The sequence below is a fragment of the Cupriavidus sp. FW305-3-2-15-C-LB2 genome (assembly GCF_058787575.1).
In genome coordinates, this window is record NZ_JBYSZW010000088.1 from 1 (window position 1) to 19,830 (window position 19,830).

The window sequence follows — 19,830 nt, forward strand, 5'->3', positions numbered from 1 at the left end:
GGGGCGGAGATAGCGGGAGGTTACCACTGCGATCCGGGCTCTGATATGGGGGTGGCGGGAATCGACGGATCGGCGGCGCGTATCGCCGGAAAGCAGGCGCAGACTGCTTGGCAGTCCCCCGGAGCCGCCGGCTCGCCAGTGTCGCCAACCGGCAAATCACCAAAACTACCGAAATAGCCACCGTTACCGTTTTGTGCCTACAATTGCCGCATAACAAACCTGCCTGACCGCCGTCGCACCGGGTCCGCGACACCTACCGTGGTCAGCGCAGCTCCTGAACGGGCAATAAGAAGAGCAACAACGCATGGCCACGCTGATTCCCGCGCTGGGTTCGGTCACTTCGCGCATGACCAGTGGAGAGAGACGCTTCGCCGAGCGTCTGGAGACAAAGCTGGAGGACGACTACCTGTGCTGGTATGACGTTGCCATCGGAGAGAAAACCAGGCATCCGGATTTCATCGTCTTCCATCCCAGCCGGGGTCTGCTGGTGTTGGAGGTGAAAGACTGGAGGCTGGATACCATCCGGGAAATCGACCAGCGCGATGTCACGCTGCTGACGGATCGCGGGCTGGTGCGGGAGATGAATCCCCTCGAGCAAGCCCGCCAGTACATGTTCTATGTCACCAACCTGCTGCAGCGCGATCCGCAGTTGGTCTGGCCTGGCGGCTCGCTGAAAGGCAAACCCTTCTTTCCCTACGGCTGCGGCGTCGTCCTGTCCAACATCACGCGTGCCCAGTTCGACAAGACCAACCTCGGCGACGTCCTGCCGCCGCACCTGGTGATCTGCCAGGACGAGATGTACGAGTCGGTCGACGCGGAACACTTCCAGCAGCGCCTGTGGGAGATGTTCCCGGTCAAGTTCACCTTCAAGCTTTCCTTGCCGCAGATCGAGCGGATTCGCTGGCACCTGTTCCCGCAGATCCGCATGCCGGAGCAACGCGCGCTCTTCCCGGAGGAAGCCGCGGAGCCGCTGGATATGCCTGACATCCTTCGCGTCATGGATCTCCAGCAGGAGCAGCTGGCACGCAGCCTTGGCGAAGGCCACCGGGTCATTCATGGCGTCGCCGGCTCTGGCAAGACGATGATCCTCGGCTACCGGGCTGAGCATCTGGCAAAGATCGTCACACGGCCAGTGCTCGTGCTTTGCTACAACAAGACCCTCGCCGCCAAGCTGGCGGCGACGATGATCGAGAAAGGCATCGAAGAAAAGGTCCACGTCTATAACTTCCACGCGTGGTGCTCGCGGCAGTTGGAGACTTACAACATTGACCGCCCCAAGGGCCGCCCCAGTGATGCGCTGTTTGAGGAAATGGTGAATCGGGTCATCCAGGGCGTGGACCGGAAAGCGATCCCGGCCGGCCAGTACGACGCCGTGCTGATCGATGAGGGGCATGACTTCCGGCCGGAGTGGTTCAAGCTGGTCGTGCAGATGGTGAATCCGGAGAGCAATTCCCTGTTGGTGCTCTACGACGATGCGCAGTCCATTTATGGCGGCGCCAGGAAACGCGGGATGACCTTTGCCAGCGTGGGCATCCAGGCCCGAGGCCGTACGACCATCCTCAAACTGAACTACCGCAATACGCAGGAGATTCTGGCTGTCGCGCGCAGCTTTGCGGATGAGTTGCTGCGGCCGACCGAGGCAACCGAAGACGAAGCGCCTACCGTGCAACCTGTCGGTGCCGGGCGCCGCGGCAACAAACCGCTGCTGATCGAATTGCCAAACGTAGAGGCGGAAGCTGAGCGCATTGCGCAGATCCTGACTGACGAGAACCGGGCTGGTACGCCCTGGTCAGAAATGGCGGTGCTCTATCGCCATTGGGACACGGTCGGACACGTCACCAGCGCGCTGACGCGCAAGGGCATTCCGTTCGAATGTCCCCAAATCACCAAGCGATTTACGCCCGGCGCGGACAGCGTCAAGGTAATCACGATGCATAGCAGCAAGGGGCTTGAGTTTCCGCTGGTGTGCATTCCGGCCACGGGGATGCCGCATAAGCACGATGAGGCGGATGAAGACGAAGCGCGGCTGATGTATGTGGCGATGACGCGGGCTACGCGGCAGTTGGTGATGACGTTTGGGGATGGGTCGCGGTTTGCTGGAAAGCTGAGTGCTGCGCTGGGTGCAGTAAGGGAATAAGGCACGCTTATCCAGCACGATCACCGCTCGGCCTCCCACTCAACGTCCACTGGCTCCGTCGGCGCGTCGTAGCGCACCACGGTGCCGCGTAAATACCTGAAGGGGGTCGCGCTCCAGCCCGCGATAGGGACGCACTTCAAGTGTGGGCTTGCCGTGGTCCGTGACAATGACCGGCTCGCCCGAGGCTTCGATCTGGCGGAAATACTCGAGGGCGCGCGCCTTGAACTCCGTCTTGGAAATCAGGCTGCCCAGCCATGGATTGCCTCCTAGCCATTGCTACTAGTCAGAAATCTACGCCACAACGACTAGATGAATAAGTCATTTTTCGGCATTGAGGCGGCTGTGCGCCCTTGCCACAAAAACAAAACGGGCTACGCAATCTTGCGTAGCCCGTTTTCAGATTCTGGTGCCGGCTGCAGGACTCGAACCCGCCACCTGATGATTACAAATTTCCTTGTAAATCAATAAGTTACTGATATTTAAAAGAAAGTTGGCGAATGAGAGCGAAAGTGAAAGTACTTTAGATTCAGTAACTTAGCGCAATTGAGCGAAGGCGGAGAAAACTGACGGGTGTACTGCTAGTGCACTGATCTCAGCCTTGGGTATGGCGACATCCGCGACCGACGCAGTAGATGCTGAGCGCAGGATCAGTCTTCGAATTGTCCGCCTCGGCTGCCCTTTTTCTCCGTGAGTCCAGCCTGGGCGAAGCCCTTCTCTGCAAGGTTAGTTGCCCCCGGGTACCGAGGGTGAAAACTCAGCGCAAATCGGGAGGGCGGCATGTCGTATCGCCGCCGTTCGGTTTCTGCGTAGTCCGGCCCGTACTCAGGTAGCATTAACTAGACTGACGACACTCATGGCAAAGCACCCAATGTCGCAACCGAAAAAACAGCGTCCTCCTGGAAAAGACTCATCGTTTGCGCGCGCTAGGGCAGAGGCTAATGTCCTGGTGGACATTGCCTTCTCGGACGAATCGCCTAAATTCGAGACAGTCCGCATCGGCCGCAGCACGAAGCGCTCGGATGCCCTAAAGGACGAGCTGTGTGCCGCCCGGGCTCGCGTCGAGGCTCTTTTCACTCAGCCAAGTATGGACGCGCGTGCTATCCGTCGGCGTATCGACCTGGACTCGCCGGAGGACAAGGAACGACCTTTTGCCGCAATGGCCGGAGTTCCTCGATAACGCCTTTCAGACTCCACTTGCGGCAAAATCGGATGGTAGTAGTGTGCCGAGTCCAATGATGGCCCCTCGAGCAGCACCAGTTGCGGCGTTGTGAAAGATTGGACCATTGTCAGCCAAGCGGTCACTCCAGCTTACTTCTACGAATGTCCGCCGCTTTCTCAACGAGCGGACGCCATTCTCCTCGCGCCGCCGCCTTGAAGCTGTCCCTCGCCTACCGTCCAGCAATGCCAGCGCGGAAGCGTTCGCCATGCCAGCACGCATGTCAATATCCTTGCCGCCGCGGACGGCGCCGACCTGCGCTATTCTCTTCGAGCGCTTAAAATTTCACGTCGACAACAGCGAGGCCATCGTCATTCCCTGTCGCCGGCCGGCACGATGACGGGGGACCCACCCACACGTGCCGCTTTTAACCCTAAAGCTCTGCCATGGATGAACTGGGATTTGACTTCAACACTTCCATCGGGTGGTTCCCTCACCAGCAGGAACAGCCTTACGTCCTGGTCAGATTGACCGCAGAACAAGCCCAGCAACTGGCCGCTGATCTGGCCATCGCCGTTCGGCGTTGCTACATCACCGACGCAGTGCTGACCCAGCGATCCAACGAGCTGGGCATCCCACAAGGCGACATCCTGGCCTCGAAGCTGCCGGATCCTGGTTCCACCATGGCCGGCGACTTTGGAGAGCTGCTCTGCTACATCTATCAGTCAACCAAGGAGCTGCCGGGAACTGCCATCGGCGCCAAAAAATGGCGGCTCAAGCAAGATCGGACCAAGCCGGCTCCGCGATCGGATGTCGTCCATTTTCTAATGCCGAACCGCCCGAACTCTGGGGCCGAGGACGGCATCCTGTGCGCCGAAGTCAAGCTCAAGTCCACTCCAGGAGCGTCCGCACCCATTGCTTCGGCCATCGAAGATTGCGCGAAAGATCGCACCAGTCGTCTTGCCGAAACCCTGGTGTGGCTGCGTGAACGCGCCATGGTGGAAAGCCTCGGCGATGTCGACATTCCGTTGCTCAATCGCTTCATCAACCTCGTTGATCACCCACCCGTGGCAAAGCGGTATCGCGCCGTGGCGGTAGTGTGCGAGAGCTTGCTGGATCAGGAGCTGCGCACGGCACCCGCCGTTGCCAGTGGCGATTTCACCCTCCTAGTGATTGCCGTGCCGAATCTGAAACAGACCTACGAATCAGTGTTCGCCGCAGCGCGTGCCGCCGTCCCGGTTTAAGAGAAATGCGAGCCACCCTTCAGCATTGGATTAACGACGCCGATAGCGTCCGTCACCTACGCTTTTTCTCGATCGCCCAGACGCCGATCCAACTCGCTCGCATCACCAATCGCCCAGAGGACTACTACATTTCGCTGGTTGGCGAGCTGTTTCGCAGCATGGACGCCGACACCTCCCGCGACGATTGGGCGCAACTCGGCAATGCGTTCCTGCAATTCTCCGTCGAGACTTCCGACGACCAGTTGAGGCAGCATGGCATCGCCCGGGAGGAGGCGACCCTCTACGCCGCTGCGTCGTTCTATTTTGGCGACTATCCCGCGTCGGCATGCCTAGCAATGCGGCGGGGTGGCCGCCCTCCTGATAACCAGAGCCTACAGGCGGCTTGCTATGACTTCCTCGCACGCCCACCAGTTCTGGAGTCCTCATTTGCCCTCGCCGTGCGCGAATCACTCCGCGCCGGGGACATGCTGCGGCTTGCCCGCATGACCGAGGCGACCCGCCTTGCCGAGCGACGGGCGCTGCAGGATGGGCCGGGCCCGTGGATCGCCGCCAAGCTTCTGCACCGGCTTCTCACCAGTTTTAGCCGCTCGCATGTCCGCGCCGTCCTGCCTGACGGCCACCTTGAATTCTGGCGCCCACTGGTTGCCTCCCTGCTTGACCGGCAACCGTCAACCTGGGAGTTTTTTCCCTCGCAGATCGACGCAATCCACGGGGGCCTGCTAGCGTCCGCGGATAGCTACTCGCTGCAGATGCCGACAGGCGCCGGCAAGACCACGCTCTGCGAAACCCTGCTTTATTGGCATCTGAAGCGCGCTCCGCAGGATGCCGCGATCCTGCTGGTCCCATACCGATCCTTGGCGTCGGAATTGCGCGGCACCCTGGTGCGACGATTGAATGCCGTTGGCATTGCGGCGCGCTGTGCTTACGGAGGCACGGTACCATCGGGGGAGGAAATCCACGCGCTCGCTGACGTGCAGGCCGTTGTTGCCACGCCCGAAGCGCTCTCCGGGCTCCTGGGAGCCGACCCAGAATTTGCAGGCCGAATTGGCCTGGTCATTTGCGACGAAGGCCATCTTCTGGATGGTGGCGAGCGAGGCATTGGGCTGGAGTTGCTGTTGGCCCGTCTGAAAGCTCGTCAAGCACGGCACACCCGGTTCGTCTTCATGTCGGCGATTGTGCCGAACATCGAGCAGATCAATGGCTGGCTGGGCGGTACAAACCAGACAGTCGTGCGCAGTAGCTATCGCCCCGCCAGCGCGGAGTTTGCCGTACTCCGACCTGTGGGCAACGGTGTCAGGATGGAGATCGGCCTCGAAATGCATCCCCACGAAGCGCTGGAACGGCGCTTCTCAATCGATGGCTTTCTCGCGCGACGCGATTTCTCCTATCCCAATCTTGAAACCGGGCGCCTGAAGACTCACCCGTTCGCGCCAATCAAGACCCAGGCAATTGCCACGGCCCGTAAAGTGTTGCCCATGGGTGCAACCGCCATCTTCGCCGCCAACAAACGCGGAGCGCAAGGCGCCATTGGCATCGCCGAGACGCTCGTCGAACAGTTGCATATTCCCTTACCCCTACCCAGGCCCATTGACTTCGCACGGCTCGATACAGTGCAAAAGGCCGTCTCCTATCTCGAACTGGAATACGGCAACGACTGGGTCGGTACGGCGGCGCTTCGGAATGGCGTCGCGCTTCACCATGGAGACATTCCCCAAGAGACGCGTGAGGTGCTGGAAGGCCTGGTTCGCGCCTTGGATGTCAAGTTGGTGATCTGTACCAGCACGCTGGCAGAAGGGGTCAACCTGCCGATCCGGACGCTTGTGCTCTACTCCGTCCAGCGGCGCGGCACTACTGGCCAAGAGGCCATGCTGGCCCGCGATATCAAGAATCTGGTAGGGCGCGCCGGCAGGGCGGGCGCAAATACCAAGGGTCTTGTGATCTGCGCCAACCCGGACCAGTGGCAGTTCGTCGAACCCGTGGCCCGGCAGGGTGCCGGAGAGCCCGTCGAGGGCTCTTTACGCGAGCTGGTCGAAGCCATCACCCGTGTTCTGACTCGCAGCAACCTGCCGCTCACCAATGAGTTCCTCGAGGCTAATCCGCCCATCTACCCCCTGATCGACGGGGTTGACGCCACATTGATCGAATTGCTCTCCGACGAAATGGGTGAAGCCCAATTCGTCGCAATGGCACAGGATCTGGCGGCACAGACGTTCGCCGCACAGCAACTATCCGCGGCATCCACGGCGCATCTGCGCGCGGTGTTCGCCCTGCGGGCCGGCTGGCTCGTCGCGCTCCGCGGGGAAGGAAAGATCGGCTGGGCGCGCGCCACCGGCGCCCGTGCCCGCTGGATCTATTCCGTCGAATTGGGCTTGCTACCGCGCCGGCCCAACTGGAGTATCGATGCCGATCCGCTGTCTGATGAGGTACGACTCCCCCTGTTCGAATGGGCGTGGACGCTGCCCGAGCTTCGCCATGAGGTAAAACGGGCATTCCGCCTGGATGAAAACGCGGACGTCAACACGGTGAAGGAGCGGTTCTTTGAGATTGCAACGCTGTGGATGCGCGGATCGCAATATCGCGAGATTGCCGATCGTGTCGGCATGCCGATGGACGACTTGCTTGGCGTTTGCGCGCAAGGCATCAGTTATTCGCTGCAGACAATTATCGAGCAAGGCGTGAGTCTGTTGGAGAAAAAACTGGAGCGAGACGGTAACGTTTTGGCCGAAGGCGTCCGAACCTTTCCCGATCATTTGCGCTTCGGCTTGCCCGATGCCGCCGCTCGCCTTCTGGCCGCCAGCGGACTGCGGCACCGCCGTGCCTGCGCCCAACTGGGCGTTGCACTGCAGGCCCAGCCCGTCGTCGGCCCCACGCAAGTCAGGACCGATGCGCTGGCGTCGCTCCGGGCGCACACGGACGCATGGCGTGCGAACTTGGGCGAACTCGTCTATCAGAACACGCTATCGGACCTGTCCTCGCAGTGAGCCATGGGCCAGTTATCTGCTAACGTGGTGCGACGGTCGACCAACACAAACAAACCTGCCCGGCCGGCTATTTACACGACGCCCCCGTGGAGCAGCGTGGGCGTTAGCGCGTTAGCTCACTTGCAGCCTATTGTTTCGATCGTTCGATCAGCCGCACGCAGGCATGGATCGTGGCCAGGTAGTAATAGAAGGCCCAGCTCAGCCAGATCGACGCATCGTAGTCGGTCTTTTGCTCCTTGTTATGGTGCCGGATACCAAAATTGTTCGCGAGATTGAAGAGATCGGCTTCGTCCTTGGCATGCAGGACCGCCCTCGCCTCGCCCCGCAGGAATTCCAGTACGTCGGCCAAGTCCCGAATCGCGTCCCTTCGCTCGGACAAGGCCCTGCGCCGGTATTTCAGCTTTGCAGCCTCGACCCTTTCACGAATGTTGCTCGCGTCAGCATGCGGCAACTCAGCGACCAGGAGGGGCGCGAAAACATCGTCGACCAACGCGAGAATCTCTCCGCTTGGCGATAGCTCGTAACCACGGCCGTAGTCCCCAAGAATGTCGTTGATCTCGCGCCGGAAAATCTCCCGTCCAGCCCGCGCATCGAACGTCTTATAGTGCCAGCCACAGTCCGCGAACTGGTGATAATAGCCCTCAACACCCTCCGACGCATGGTCATACAGAAACTCGATAACATCGAATAGATCGTCTTCGGAGTAATCGGCAATGTGCTCGCCCACCGGCCACAGCCCGTTGCGACGCAACTTCCGAAATACGTACAAGCCCGGTTCGGCCCCAGCCTTTCCCGAGTGATCCCCCTCGTCCACGCAACCATATCTCCCCAAGATCCGCCGGCCTCTGTAGGAATCCTGTAGGAACACTTGAAGCGTTGCAGGAAAGCTGTAGGAATTCTGTAGGAAGCCCTTGGGAGTCCGTTGGAAAGCCGTAGGAATTTTGTAGGATCGAGGCTCAGAGCCGTAGCCGCTGGAGTACCGTTTGGACTGCGGAGCCCGACGTCCATGCGCCCAGCAGTGGTTGTTGCTGTGCTTGTACTACCCGGGTACTACAATTTGCCTCCGCAACGTCCGTCGGTAGTACAGCTGTAGTCCTTGTTCTTCCAACGAGCGGGGCCATCTCTGCGCCGTCCTGTACTACAGTCTTTATGTTCCATTCCCGGGAATTTTCGCGGCGACGATCCGGGGGCCTGGGACCATCTTCCGCTATCAGGTGTTAGCTTTGTGTTAGCAAAATGTTAGCGCGGGACTAAGCTGACCCGAGAAGTGTTAGCATTGTGTTAGTTTGGTGTTAGTTTTCTGTTAGCAGACTGTTAGTCCGCCCTGATTCACCGTGAATCACCCCAAAAAGGCTGAACAACAGCACGGGTATTCACCGTGAATACCCCCAACAAGTCAAAGCCACGCCAAGATCTCGACCAGCGTTCGAATTGTTGGCACATCGGGCTTCGGCGCTCGCCCACTACGATCCAGGTGAACCGCCTGCAGCCCGCAGGAACGCGCCCCGAGGAAATCTGCCGCAAGAGTATCGCCAACCATCAGAGTCTCTTCTGGCGCCACTTGCAGTTCCTCACATATCCATCGGTAATGCATAGGATCGGGCTTGAGGAACCCGACCTGAAATGACCATGCATAGCCGTCAAGCACCATAGGCAATTGCCGCAGCACGGGCTCCGCATAGGGGGCAGCTAAGTTAGACGCGATGCCGATCTTGAGACCTAGCGCACGAATGGCCGCCAGCGTCTCTGAAACCTCTGGAAACAGCGTGATGCTGTTCAGCTCGATAGCCAAGTCAGCTTCAAGGGATGAGAGCGGGACTTCGTTGCAACGTAGCGTCTGTGCTGCCTCGCGCAGCCCCAGCGGTCTTGTCATAACGACTTGCAGCGCGTGACGCGGGTCGGCTGTCGCTCGCATAAGCCTTGCGAATGGCCATCGCCGTTGCCTGATCGCTACTAGCGTGCCAAACGCGTCGAAGACTACCGCTCGCGTTGGGGGGCGCGGTTGCACGCTCCTGGCCCACTGGGCCTCTTTTGCCGTTTTCATTTTCAGTTGTCCACAGCCAACAAGCTGTCCGGGGCGCTTCTTTTTTAGTAAAAAGATATATCTTGTTAGGGTTTCTGGCAGACACCTTTCCCTGCCCATCAGGTACCTACCAGACACCGATTCGACGGCATCAGGTGTCTGATGGATACGTGTCACTCAGAGCTGTGTATAACTTCTATCACGTCCTTTGAGGGAAGCTTGTCTCGCAGGGACAGGAGTGCCTCCTGGGTCGCGATCGGAAGTTCATCGAAATCCGCTGCGTTTAGTGTGATGACATCGCGGCCGGCATGCGTGACATTGATCTGCAAGCGCTCGATATGAACGACCCTGGAGCCAGAGAAATCTCCGGATAGCATGAGGTTCTTTAAGTCAGCCATGGCTGCTTGCACAGTGGTCGGAAGGTAGTCCCAAGTCGCCACGGCTGCCTGTTGCCCCCTTCCATCGCGAATCGACACCTTTTCGCGAAGGCGATACTCGTTCTTCCGCCCGGCCTTTGTGCGCTTGAGGTAACCAAAGGTCTCCAAGACCTTTAGGACCCGTATCACCTGGCTTTTGCTGATGCCTGTTTCATCGACGATTACATCAATCGAAGGGAAGGAGTTGCCAGTATTGAAGTTGGCATGCGCCTTGATGACCAGGTACACGGTGACAGCATAAGGCCCCATCCTTGCTGCATCGCGCGAAGAGAACATCGAGCGAAACACATGAAACCACGTGGTCTCGGCTCGAAAGCTCGCGTCCGCAGTCGGTGCTATGGCACTCATCTTTGCGACGCCGAGATTTCTTCGTCAATAAGTCGAGCAATGCCTTCCGTACGGAAGTACATGCGCCGGCCAATGTGGATCTTCGTCGCGTTGATGTGACGAGCCCAATCCGACCGAGATGTGGCCAAGCTGATGCGAAGCCCGTCCGGACTCCGACTTAGAACTTCAGCTAGCTGCTGCAGCGTGAGTAACACCGAATACTTGTCCTTCAGGATCGCAAATGTTGAGGTCAAAGCCCACTCCTCTTGCATCGCACTGTTGCGATTGACGTCGGTATTCTTCCGCAAACTGCGCTACATTTCGGGGTAAAAGAAATTCTGCGTCTAAGAGGCCGATGCAAGGACAACCGCAGGACCCTTGGCTGAATGCGGCACCTCGAAGGAAGCGTGGCCGGCCGATCGGAACAATTAAGTGCCACGACGCTCGATTGCGAGATCGGATTCGCACCGTCGCGACAATGTTTGATCTGCTCTCCCGTACGACATTGGCCGACAACGCAGACCAGTTTGCTCGATGGTTTGATCAGACAATGTCTGAGCGACACCCATTGGTCGATTGGGGTACCCAGCGATCTCGGAAGTGGAGAAGAAATTTCCAGGGCAATGCGGCGTTGACCAGGGAATCCCTGGACCTTTTGCATGAATTGTTTCCCGACGATCGCTACTACGCAGCTGTGACAGCTCCTAGCGGGTTGCGCCCGGTAGCCCGCGCGTATGCAGTGCTCTCGCAGCAGCCGAAGTATGGGTGCGAGTACCATCCCTACCTAGGCGTGACTGAACTGTTTTGGCAAGGGCCAGCCAATCTATGGACGGCGCTCTGGGGCCACGAACACGCGGCGGAGCGGCTTTGGGACCTTTTCCCGCTCGCAGGCGAATATGACGGGACCTGGGGACCTACAGCGGACTTCGAAGTCGTTGTCACTGACTTGGAAATGCGCCTGTATGGCAACTACGATTGCGGCGTGGCCACTACGATCGAAGACCTTAGTCGAGCGCTGGTCCTATATCGCCTGAAAGGCCATGCCCGTGGCTTTCTGGCAGAGCATGGGCTAAGGGCGTACCTATGCGTAAGGCTTGCACTAGCAGGCCTCCATCCTCTGTTACGCGCCTGGGGCGTTTTTGATGACCTGTCGAGCTACATCGTGGGGCTAGAGCAGGAGAGAATTTCATCAGACCGACGCCACCGCCAGGCAATCCAGCATGCGTACCGCCCTCACGGGCCCTTTAACGTAGGCATGTTCGTTGAGAATCCGTTCTTGCATCTTCTCGAATGGAGGCCACAACAGGCTCGTCGGTACGCTGCTTTGGCGCTGTATTCCGCCTACAAATGAGCAGGCTCTGTCGATCTTGACCGTGGCCATAAGTCAGGCCTAAGTCACTTCGATCACACTCCCGATTGGTAATTTGTCCCCATCAAGGGGGAGGAATGCGGGCACACGGCAGAAAACAGCACTTAAATTGCCAATGGGCCGCGTTATTTGGTTATTTGTGTCACGACCATTACGATCTTCGGAAACTAACGCTCATCCGCCCCCCTATTTGGGGACATATGGTAGACGGCGGCGATCATGCCGGCGCCTGCAGGCCACGTTCCTTATCAACAACTTTTAGTAAACCTTTAAACAACGTTTACGTCACTGAAACCCTTGCCTGGCTTGGGAATGCGGGGCGATATGTCCCCATTTAGGGGGTCATATGTCCCAGTTTAGGGGGTGAAACGTCCCCAAATAGGGGGAAATATCCCCAGCATCTTCACAGGATATCCACAGGCAATGGACGCAAGTCAGTCCACGCCCTAACCACCAACCGAAGCGGTTGCGTCTCCAGTGCGAGCCGGTTGACCACGTTCGCTTGGCCGTTCAGTTAGCCCTTAGCCGATCCATTTTCACCACCAGATCTTCGGCGCGAAGATGCGTATATCGCTTCAGCATCTGCATCGACTTGTGGCCACTGATTGCCGCCACCTCCTGGTCGCTCAGCCCTGCCTCCACCAGCCTACTCACGGCCTCATGCCGCAGATCATGGAAGTGCAGGTCGCCGAGGCCTATGTCTGCGGTGATCTGGGCCCAAAGCTTCTGGAATACGTAGGGCGCGCGCCGACCATCCCTACCCGGCTCACCAAAAAAGATGAGATCCGTGTCAATGGGACGAACTGGGTTGTCGATTGCCTGCTGGAGAACCGCGGTGGCAGCACGCGTCAGAGGCACCACCCTGGCAGATCCATTCTTCGTATCCACGAGCGTTACAACGCGCCGCCGCAGGTCAATCTGGGAACGGCGCAGGCCTGTGATCTCGGAGGACCGCATTCCAGTTTCTACTGCGAGGTGAACGATCCATCCAAGCATGGGGTTGCTGTGCGACTCCGCGGCGGTGAACAGCAGCTTCTGCTCGTCAGCGCTCAGGCGGCGATTGCGTCCTGGCCCAGGACTAGGCTTTCGGATGTTTGCGACCGGATTGAAGGTTAGCCCGATGCCCCACTCTTGGATCGCGATGCGGAAAAGGTGCCCAAGCATCGCCAACTCGATGCGCACCGTGTTGTTCGACTTTCCAGCAGCCAAACGCTCATCACGGTACCTGGCCACCAGGTCGGCACTGACTGCCGCCATTGAATACTTCCCGAAGAAGGCATCCAAGTGCTGGGAGGTAAAGCGCTCGCTGCGCTGGGTGGTGGGCTTCTTAGTGATCGACACCTCCTCCATGTAACGCTTCAAGGCAGCGGATACGGTGAGCTTTTCAGACGGTGCGCGAGACAGGTACACCCCTCGGACCATCTCATCCTCGGTCCGTCGCGCCCAATCCTCGGCGTCGCGCTTGGTGCGAAATGTCTTGGCCGTGGTCGGCCAGCCGATCTTGCGAATGACCGCCTTCCAGGTGCCGGAAGGTGTCTTGACGATGGTTGCCATGTACCTGTTCTGAGAGCTGACTGTACCGAAAATGTACTTTTCAGCGCCCAGAAAGCACAAGGGGTTACGTGAAATTCACGTAACCCCTTGTTTTATATGGTGCCGGCTGCAGGACTCGAACCCGCCACCTGATGATTACAAATCAACTGCTCTACCTGATGAGCTAAGCCGGCATGTCTGGTGCAGACCGCGATTCTACTGCATTGCGGTCCGCTTTGGGATGGCTTACTTCACCACTTTCAGTGCGGGCTTCTTGCTGCCAATGCGGGGCACCGGGGGTGGCGTGTCGTCGTCGCCGGGGCCGGAGTCGGTGGTAGTTGCCGAGGTCTCGGCTTCCACCGGGGCCAGCTTGGGCGGCGGGTTGTTTTCGCGCTCGGTGGCGGCCTGGGTTTCCGGCAGGCTGCGTTCGACCGGGAAGGCCATGCCCTGCCCGTTTTCACGGGCGTAGATGGCCAGCACGTTCTCGACGGGGACGTCGATCTTGCGCGAGACGCCGCCAAAGCGTGCGCTGAAGGTGATCCACTCGTTGCCCATGTCCAGGCCGCTGGTGGCGTCGAAGCTGACGTTGAGCACGATCTCGTTGTTCTTGACGAACTCGCGCGGCACGCTGGTGTTGGCGTCGACGAAGACGGCGATGTACGGCGTGAAGCCGTTGTCCGTGCACCATTCATAGATGGCGCGAATCAGGTAGGGCTTGGTGGAGGTTTCAGGCATTGTGCTTCCAATGGCGCCGTAGTGGCCCGAGGGCGGATGCCTTCGGGCCGGTGCCGGTTAGCGGCGCATCACCTTTTCGGACGGGGTGAGCGCTTCGATGTACGCGGGACGGCTGAAAATGCGTTCAGCATACTTCAGCAGCGGCGCGGCGTTCTTCGACAGCTCAATGCCGTAGTGGTCCAGGCGCCACAGCAGCGGCGCGATGGCGACGTCGAGCATCGAGAACTCTTCGCCCAGCATGTACTTGTTTTTGACGAAGATCGGCGCGAGCTGCGTCAGGCGGTCGCGGATCGCAGCGCGGGCGCGTTCGTGGTTCTTCTCCGCGGCCTTGCCCTTTTCATTCTCCAGCGTGTAGACGTGGGTGAACAGTTCCTTTTCGAAGTTGAACAGGAACAGGCGGGCGCGGGCACGCTGCACCGGATCGGCCGGCATCAGCTGCGGGTGCGGGAAGCGCTCGTCGATGTATTCGTTGATGATGTTCGACTCATACAGGATGAGGTCGCGCTCGACCAGGATGGGCACCTGGCCGTACGGGTTCATCACCGAAATATCTTCGGGCTTGTTGAACAGGTCGACGTCGCGGATTTCAAAATCCATGCCCTTTTCAAACAGGACAAGGCGGCAACGTTGGGAAAACGGGCAAGTCGTACCCGAATACAACACCATCATGGTTGGATTCCTTGGGCTTAGCCGAAGCAGGGTCGGACAGTAAGGTCTGCCATTCTGCCAAAGTCGACCACCAGAAAGCAAATTAGTGGCAAATGACGCACTTTATTGGCCCGCTTCGGCAGGTTTTCCAAGAGAAAAGGCCAGGGGCGGTGCTGCTTTCGCAGCGGCCACCCCTGGCCTTTGCCTTGTCCGGGCCCGGATTCGGGCCCTGGCATGCCTTTACTTCACGTCCTTCCAGTACGCGGCGTTGAGGCGCCAGGCAAAGACAGTGAACACGCCCAGGAACAGCAGCACCCAGACGCCCAGGCGCTTGCGGTGGTTCTGCGCCGGCTCGGCCATCCAGTCCAGGAAGCTGACCAGGTCAGCGGCGGCCTGGTCGTACTCGACCTTGCTCAGCTTGCCCGGGCTCAGTTGCTCGAAGCCGGCAAACTTGTGCACCTTCTCGCCGTGCTCTTCCACTTCCGTGAACTTGGCGGCGCGCTGGCCCTGCAGTTCCCACAGCACGTGCGGCATGCCGACGCTCGGGAACACCAGGTTGTTCCAGCCGGTGGCGCGGCTGTCGTCACGGTAGAACGTGCGCAGGTAGGTGTAGAGCCAGTCGTCACCGCGGGCGCGGGCGATCACCGACAGGTCCGGCGGCTGCGCACCGAAGAAGGCCTTGGCCTCCTTCGGCTGCATGGCGATGGTCATGGTCTCGCCAACCTTGTCCGCGCTGAACAGCAGGTTCTCGCGGATCTGGTCGTCGGTCAGGCCGATGTCCTTGAGCCGGTTGTAACGCATCATCGATGCGCCGTGGCAGTTCAGGCAGTAGTTGACGAACAGCTTGGCGCCGCGCTGCAGCGACGACAGGTCAGCGGTGTTCACCGGTGCCGGCTCAAGGGGGAAGCCCCCCTCGGATGCCATGGCAGGCGCGCCGGCAAAGCAGGCGCCGGCCAGCGCGAGGATCGAAAGCAGCTTTTTCATCTTGTGTCCTTGTGCTCTTGTCGGGGTTCGCTTCGCTCAGTGCGGGTGGAACGTGACACGCTCCGGGACCGGCTTGAACTCGCCGACACGGCTCCACAGCGGCATGGTCAGGAAGAAGGCGAAGTACAGCAGCGTACCGAGCTGCGACACCTTCTCACCGACCGGCGACGGCGGTTGCACGCCAAGATAGCCGAGCACCAGGAACACCACCACGAAGACGGCCAGGATGGTCTTGTGGAAGGCAGGACGATAGCGGATGGACTTGACCGGCGAGTGGTCCAGCCACGGCAGGAAGAACAGGATCACCACCGAGCCGCCCATCACCAGCACGCCCCAGAACTTGGCGTCGATGAAGTAGAAGCCCACGGCCAGGATCACCGCGACGGCGATGGCGCCGATCTTCACGCGCGCATCCTTGCTGCGCAGGAACACCATGCCGAGCAGCAGCGCGAAGAACACCCACAGGATCGGCAGGAAGTTCGACGTGGTGGCACGCAGCATCGAGTAGAACGGCGTGAAGTACCACACCGGCGCGATATGCGGCGGGGTTTTCAGCGGGTCAGCCGGGAAGAAGTTGTTGTGTTCCAGGAAATAGCCGCCCACTTCCGGGAAGAAGAAGATCACGGCCGAGAACAGGAGCAGGAAGCCGGCAACGCCCAGCGTGTCGTGCACCGAGTAGTACGGGTGGAACGGGATGCCGTCCAGCGGGATGCCGTTCTCATCCTTCTTGGCCTTGATCTCGACGCCGTCCGGGTTGTTCGAACCCACTTCGTGCAGCGCGATGATGTGGGCAATGACCAGCGCCAGCAGCACCAGCGGCACGGCGATGACGTGGAACGAGAAGAAGCGGTTCAGCGTTGCATCGCTCACCACGTAGTCACCGCGGATGAACAGCGACAGGTCCTGGCCGATCACGGGAATCGCCGAGAACAGGTTCACGATCACCTGGGCGCCCCAGTACGACATCTGGCCCCATGGCAACAGGTAGCCCATGAAGGCTTCCGCCATCAGGCACAGGAAGATCAGGCAGCCGAAGATCCAGACCAGCTCGCGCGGCTTGCGGTACGAACCGTACAGCAGGCCCCGGAACATATGCAGGTAGACCACCACGAAGAAGGCCGAGGCGCCGGTCGAGTGCATGTAGCGCACCAGCCAGCCCCAGGGGACTTCGCGCATGATGTATTCCACGCTGGCGAAGGCCACGGGAATGCCGGCGGCGTTCAGAGTGCCGTCGGGCTTGTAGTTCATCACCAGGAAGATGCCGGTGACGATCTGGATCACCAGCACCAGCAGCGCCAGCGAACCGAAGAAGTACCAGAAGTTGAAGTTCTTCGGCGCGTAGTACTTGGAGAGGTGGTCTTCCCACAGCTGGGTTGCGGGGAAGCGGGCGTCGATCCAGCCCAGCAGGCCGGTCGTCTTGACTTGTTTTTCGGCCGCCATGATCAGGCTTCTCCTTTCTCGTCCTTGCCGATCACGATCTTGCTGTCGGTCAGGAACTGGTAGGGGGGAACATCGAGATTCTGCGGAGCCGGCTTGTTCTTGAAGACGCGCCCGGCGAGGTCAAAGGTCGACCCGTGGCAGGGGCAAAGGAAACCGGGATCGGAGCCGAGCTGGGAATTGGCACCGGCAGCGAAGGGGCCCGACGGCGAGCAGCCCAGGTGGGAACAGATACCCACCACGACCAGGACGTCCTTGTGTTCTGCGCGCGAACGGGTTTCGTTCTTGCAGTATTCAGGCGTCTGCATGGTGAATGCAATCTCGGAATTGGGATCGGCCACCTCGCCGTCCGTCTTCTTCAGCGACGCCAGTTGTTCGTCCGTGCGCCGCATGATCCAGACCGGCTTGCCGCGCCATTCGACAGTCATCATCTCGCCTGGCTTCAGCGCGCCAATATCCGCCTCGACTGGAGCACCCGCGGCTTTGGCCTTCTCCGATGGTGCAAAAGTACTGACGAAAGGAACCGCTACCGCTACGCCTCCGACGCCGCCAGCGACGGATGTCGCGATCAACCAATTGCGGCGACCCTTATCCACGCTCTTCACGTCTTGCTGGTCACTCATTCCAAACCCCAGGGGAAGTCAATTTAGATTTTGCGTCAACCATAAAGTGTACCTTAGACACCAGCGCACTAGATAGGCAGAAAATGCCACGGCCATGCGCGATTATCGGACGTGCAACCCGGAAAGCGGCTTCGGTGCTTGCTTTCCGGTGAGTGATGCGGCAGGCTTCGAGCTTGAAACCGTTCATCGCTAGCGACAAGAAGGAGAACCCCCCATGGGCATGATCTCGGAATTCAGAACCTTTGCCGTACGCGGCAACGTCATCGACCTCGCGGTCGGTGTGATCATCGGCGCGGCTTTCGGCAAGATCGTGGATTCAGTGGTCAACGACCTGATCATGCCGTTGGTAGGCCGCGTGATCGGCAAGCTGGACTTCTCCAGCATGTTCATCGTGCTGGCGGATCCCCCACCCGGAACTCCCACTACGCTCGATGCCTTGAAGAAGGCCGGCGTGCCCGTGTTCGCCTACGGCAATTTCCTGACCATCGTTGTCAACTTCCTGATCCTGGCCTTCATCATCTTCCTGATGGTGCGTGCCTTTAACAGGATGCGCGCCGCGGAACCGGAAGCAGCGCCCGCCGCACCGCCCGAGGAAGTCGTGCTGCTGCGTGAAATCCGCGACAGCCTGAAGACCCGCTGACTGGTGCGCCATATGCGCGCCGACCCCAGAAGATAAAACGGCCCCGATGGGGCCGTTTTGTTTTGCGTCAGATCAGACGGGATTAGGAATATCGATAAACGTATGGAGCAGGCCAAAGCGTTCGGCCACATGCTCGCCGAGCGAGCGGATGCCGTAGCGCTCGGTGGCGTGATGGCCGGCGGCAAGGTAAGCCACGCCGCTTTCACGCGCCAGGTGCGTGGTCTGCTCCGAGACTTCGCCGCTCAGGTAGGCATCGACACCCGCGGCCACCGCGGCATCGAAATAGCCTTGCGCCCCGCCCGTGCACCAGCCGACGGTGCGGATCATCTGGTCCGGCTCACCGATGGCCAGCGGCTCGCGCCCCAGTACGCCACCAACGTGCGCGGCCAGCGCGGAGAGCGGCATCGGCGCGGGCAGCGTGCCGGTCCAGCCGAGCTGGTCGTCGCTGAAGCGGCCGGTCGGGGTAAAGCCGAGCTGCAGCCCGAGCTGGGCGTTGTTGCCGAACTCCGGGTGGTTGTCCAGGGGCAGGTGGAAGGCGAACAGGTTGACGTCCGCGCCAAGCAGGCGCTTCAGACGAGCGTGCTTCTGCCCGACCACGCGTGCATCTTCGTTTTTCCAGAAGTAGCCGTGATGGACGAGGATGGCGTCGGCCCCCGCTTCGATTGCGGCATCGACCAATGCCAGGCTTGCAGTCACTCCCGTCACGATGTGTGTGATCTCCGAGCGACCTTGCACTTGCAGCCCGTTGGGACAATAGTCCTTGTAGCGGGAAACTTCCAACAGGTCATTCAAGTACAATTCAAGCTCTTTTGTTTTCATTTTCTGCTCAAAACTCCAATATGTTGCGGCGCTTTTGGCTGTTCTTTGCCCAGGCTGTCACCGTCGTGCTGGCGGTCTGGTTCGTCGTGGCAACGCTCAAGCCTGATTGGCTGCAGAGGGGGCGCGTCGCGGTCCAGTCCGGTTCGCCCATCGTGGCGCTCAAGGAAGTCGTGCCCAACGTGTCCGGTCCTGCCGCCGAAGGGTCTTACAGCGAAGCCGCCCAGATGGCCATGCCGGCCGTGGTCAATATCTTTACCAGCAAGAACGGCAACAAGCGCTCGCCCAACCCGCAGGCCGAGGATCCGTGGTTCCGCTTCTTCTTTGGCGACCGCCTGCCTGAGCGGCAGGAGCCGGTCTCCAGCTTGGGGTCCGGCGTCATTGTCAGCGCCGAGGGTTACATTCTAACCAACCACCACGTGGTCGACGGCGCCGATGAAATCGAGATCGCGCTGACCGACGGCCGCAAGGCCAACGCCAAGGTGGTGGGCTCCGACCCGGAAACCGACCTGGCCGTGCTGAAAGTGACGCTCAAGGACCTGCCCGCGATCACGCTGGGCCGGCTCGAGAACGTAAAGGTCGGTGACGTGGTGCTGGCCATCGGCAACCCGTTCGGCGTCGGCCAGACGGTGACGATGGGCATTGTCTCGGCGCTGGGTCGCAGCCACCTTGGCATCAACACCTTCGAGAACTTCATCCAGACCGACGCGGCCATCAACCCGGGCAACTCGGGCGGCGCG

The 19,830-nt window shown here is 59.9% G+C and carries 16 protein-coding genes, 1 tRNA gene and 1 pseudogene; 6 read left to right on the plus strand and 12 right to left on the minus strand.

The window, feature by feature from the left end:
• The first annotated feature begins 304 nt into the window (after positions 1–304).
• Positions 305–2,137, plus strand: a complete 1,833-nt coding sequence (locus AC3WRR_RS34830; RefSeq protein WP_011616137.1) for a DEAD/DEAH box helicase — start codon at positions 305–307, stop codon at positions 2,135–2,137.
• 20 nt (positions 2,138–2,157) lie between these two features.
• On the opposite strand, the pseudogene AC3WRR_RS34835 reads toward AC3WRR_RS34830, so the two are convergent.
• A pseudogene (locus tag AC3WRR_RS34835) lies at positions 2,158–2,389 on the minus strand (type II toxin-antitoxin system Phd/YefM family antitoxin).
• Between the two features lie 1,350 nt (positions 2,390–3,739).
• Between AC3WRR_RS34835 and AC3WRR_RS34840 the strand changes: the two are divergent.
• The gene (locus tag AC3WRR_RS34840; RefSeq protein ID WP_492299465.1) at positions 3,740–4,537 is read left to right on the plus strand and encodes a Hachiman antiphage defense system protein HamA; all 798 of its coding nucleotides are present in this window, start codon (positions 3,740–3,742) and stop codon (positions 4,535–4,537) included.
• A gap of 5 nt (positions 4,538–4,542) precedes the next feature.
• Positions 4,543–7,518 carry a DEAD/DEAH box helicase gene (locus AC3WRR_RS34845; protein ID WP_492299466.1) on the plus strand — a complete coding sequence of 992 codons (2,976 nt, stop codon included), beginning with the start codon at positions 4,543–4,545 and terminating at the stop codon, positions 7,516–7,518.
• 127 nt (positions 7,519–7,645) lie between these two features.
• Here the strand turns inward: AC3WRR_RS34845 and AC3WRR_RS34850 are convergent, their stop codons facing one another.
• The 3 genes from AC3WRR_RS34850 to AC3WRR_RS34860 all read right to left on the minus strand — a co-directional run bounded on the left by AC3WRR_RS34850 (position 7,646) and on the right by AC3WRR_RS34860 (position 10,326).
• Complete coding sequence (locus AC3WRR_RS34850; RefSeq protein ID WP_492299467.1) at positions 7,646–8,332, minus strand: hypothetical protein; 687 nt, start codon at positions 8,330–8,332, stop codon at positions 7,646–7,648.
• Positions 8,333–8,914: 582 nt separating this feature from the next.
• Positions 8,915–9,661, minus strand: coding sequence for an HAD family hydrolase (locus AC3WRR_RS34855; RefSeq protein WP_492299477.1), 747 nt, complete (start codon positions 9,659–9,661; stop codon positions 8,915–8,917).
• A gap of 53 nt (positions 9,662–9,714) precedes the next feature.
• On the minus strand, positions 9,715–10,326 hold the full coding sequence (locus AC3WRR_RS34860) for a helix-turn-helix domain-containing protein (RefSeq protein WP_492299469.1): 612 nt from the start codon (positions 10,324–10,326) through the stop codon (positions 9,715–9,717).
• Between the two features lie 457 nt (positions 10,327–10,783).
• Here AC3WRR_RS34860 and AC3WRR_RS34865 point away from each other — a divergent pair, with 457 nt between their 5' ends.
• Positions 10,784–11,656: a hypothetical protein gene (locus tag AC3WRR_RS34865; protein WP_492299471.1), complete on the plus strand. Its 873-nt coding sequence runs from the start codon at positions 10,784–10,786 to the stop codon at positions 11,654–11,656.
• Positions 11,657–12,184: 528 nt separating this feature from the next.
• Here the strand turns inward: AC3WRR_RS34865 and AC3WRR_RS34870 are convergent.
• The 7 genes from AC3WRR_RS34870 to petA form a co-directional block, all read right to left on the minus strand.
• A complete protein-coding gene (locus AC3WRR_RS34870) occupies positions 12,185–13,228 on the minus strand; it encodes a tyrosine-type recombinase/integrase (RefSeq protein ID WP_492299473.1) in 1,044 nt (347 codons plus the stop codon).
• A 97-nt stretch (positions 13,229–13,325) separates the two neighbouring features.
• Positions 13,326–13,401 (minus strand) — tRNA-Thr (locus AC3WRR_RS34875).
• Positions 13,402–13,453: 52 nt separating this feature from the next.
• The gene (locus AC3WRR_RS34880) at positions 13,454–13,942 is read right to left on the minus strand and encodes a ClpXP protease specificity-enhancing factor (RefSeq protein ID WP_010812310.1); all 489 of its coding nucleotides are present in this window, start codon (positions 13,940–13,942) and stop codon (positions 13,454–13,456) included.
• Positions 13,943–13,999: 57 nt separating this feature from the next.
• Positions 14,000–14,611, minus strand: a complete 612-nt coding sequence (locus AC3WRR_RS34885; protein WP_010812311.1) for a glutathione S-transferase N-terminal domain-containing protein — start codon at positions 14,609–14,611, stop codon at positions 14,000–14,002.
• A 219-nt stretch (positions 14,612–14,830) separates the two neighbouring features.
• Positions 14,831–15,574 carry a cytochrome c1 gene (locus AC3WRR_RS34890; protein ID WP_010812312.1) on the minus strand — a complete coding sequence of 248 codons (744 nt, stop codon included), beginning with the start codon at positions 15,572–15,574 and terminating at the stop codon, positions 14,831–14,833.
• 36 nt (positions 15,575–15,610) lie between these two features.
• Entirely contained in the window at positions 15,611–17,014 is a 1,404-nt protein-coding gene (locus tag AC3WRR_RS34895; RefSeq protein ID WP_010812313.1) for a cytochrome b, read from the minus strand.
• A gap of 2 nt (positions 17,015–17,016) precedes the next feature.
• The gene (gene petA, locus AC3WRR_RS34900; protein ID WP_010812314.1) at positions 17,017–17,634 is read right to left on the minus strand and encodes a ubiquinol-cytochrome c reductase iron-sulfur subunit; all 618 of its coding nucleotides are present in this window, start codon (positions 17,632–17,634) and stop codon (positions 17,017–17,019) included.
• A gap of 214 nt (positions 17,635–17,848) precedes the next feature.
• Here petA and mscL point away from each other — a divergent pair, with 214 nt between their 5' ends.
• Positions 17,849–18,274 (plus strand): large conductance mechanosensitive channel protein MscL, encoded by a 426-nt coding sequence (mscL, locus tag AC3WRR_RS34905; protein ID WP_010812315.1) that lies wholly within the window; start codon positions 17,849–17,851, stop codon positions 18,272–18,274.
• 72 nt (positions 18,275–18,346) lie between these two features.
• Here the strand turns inward: mscL and AC3WRR_RS34910 are convergent, their stop codons facing one another.
• A complete protein-coding gene (locus tag AC3WRR_RS34910; protein WP_010812316.1) occupies positions 18,347–19,093 on the minus strand; it encodes a Nif3-like dinuclear metal center hexameric protein in 747 nt (248 codons plus the stop codon).
• A gap of 20 nt (positions 19,094–19,113) precedes the next feature.
• Here AC3WRR_RS34910 and AC3WRR_RS34915 point away from each other — a divergent pair.
• A partial coding sequence (locus AC3WRR_RS34915; RefSeq protein ID WP_492299475.1) for a trypsin-like peptidase domain-containing protein occupies positions 19,114–19,830 on the plus strand: 717 nt, incomplete at its 3' end.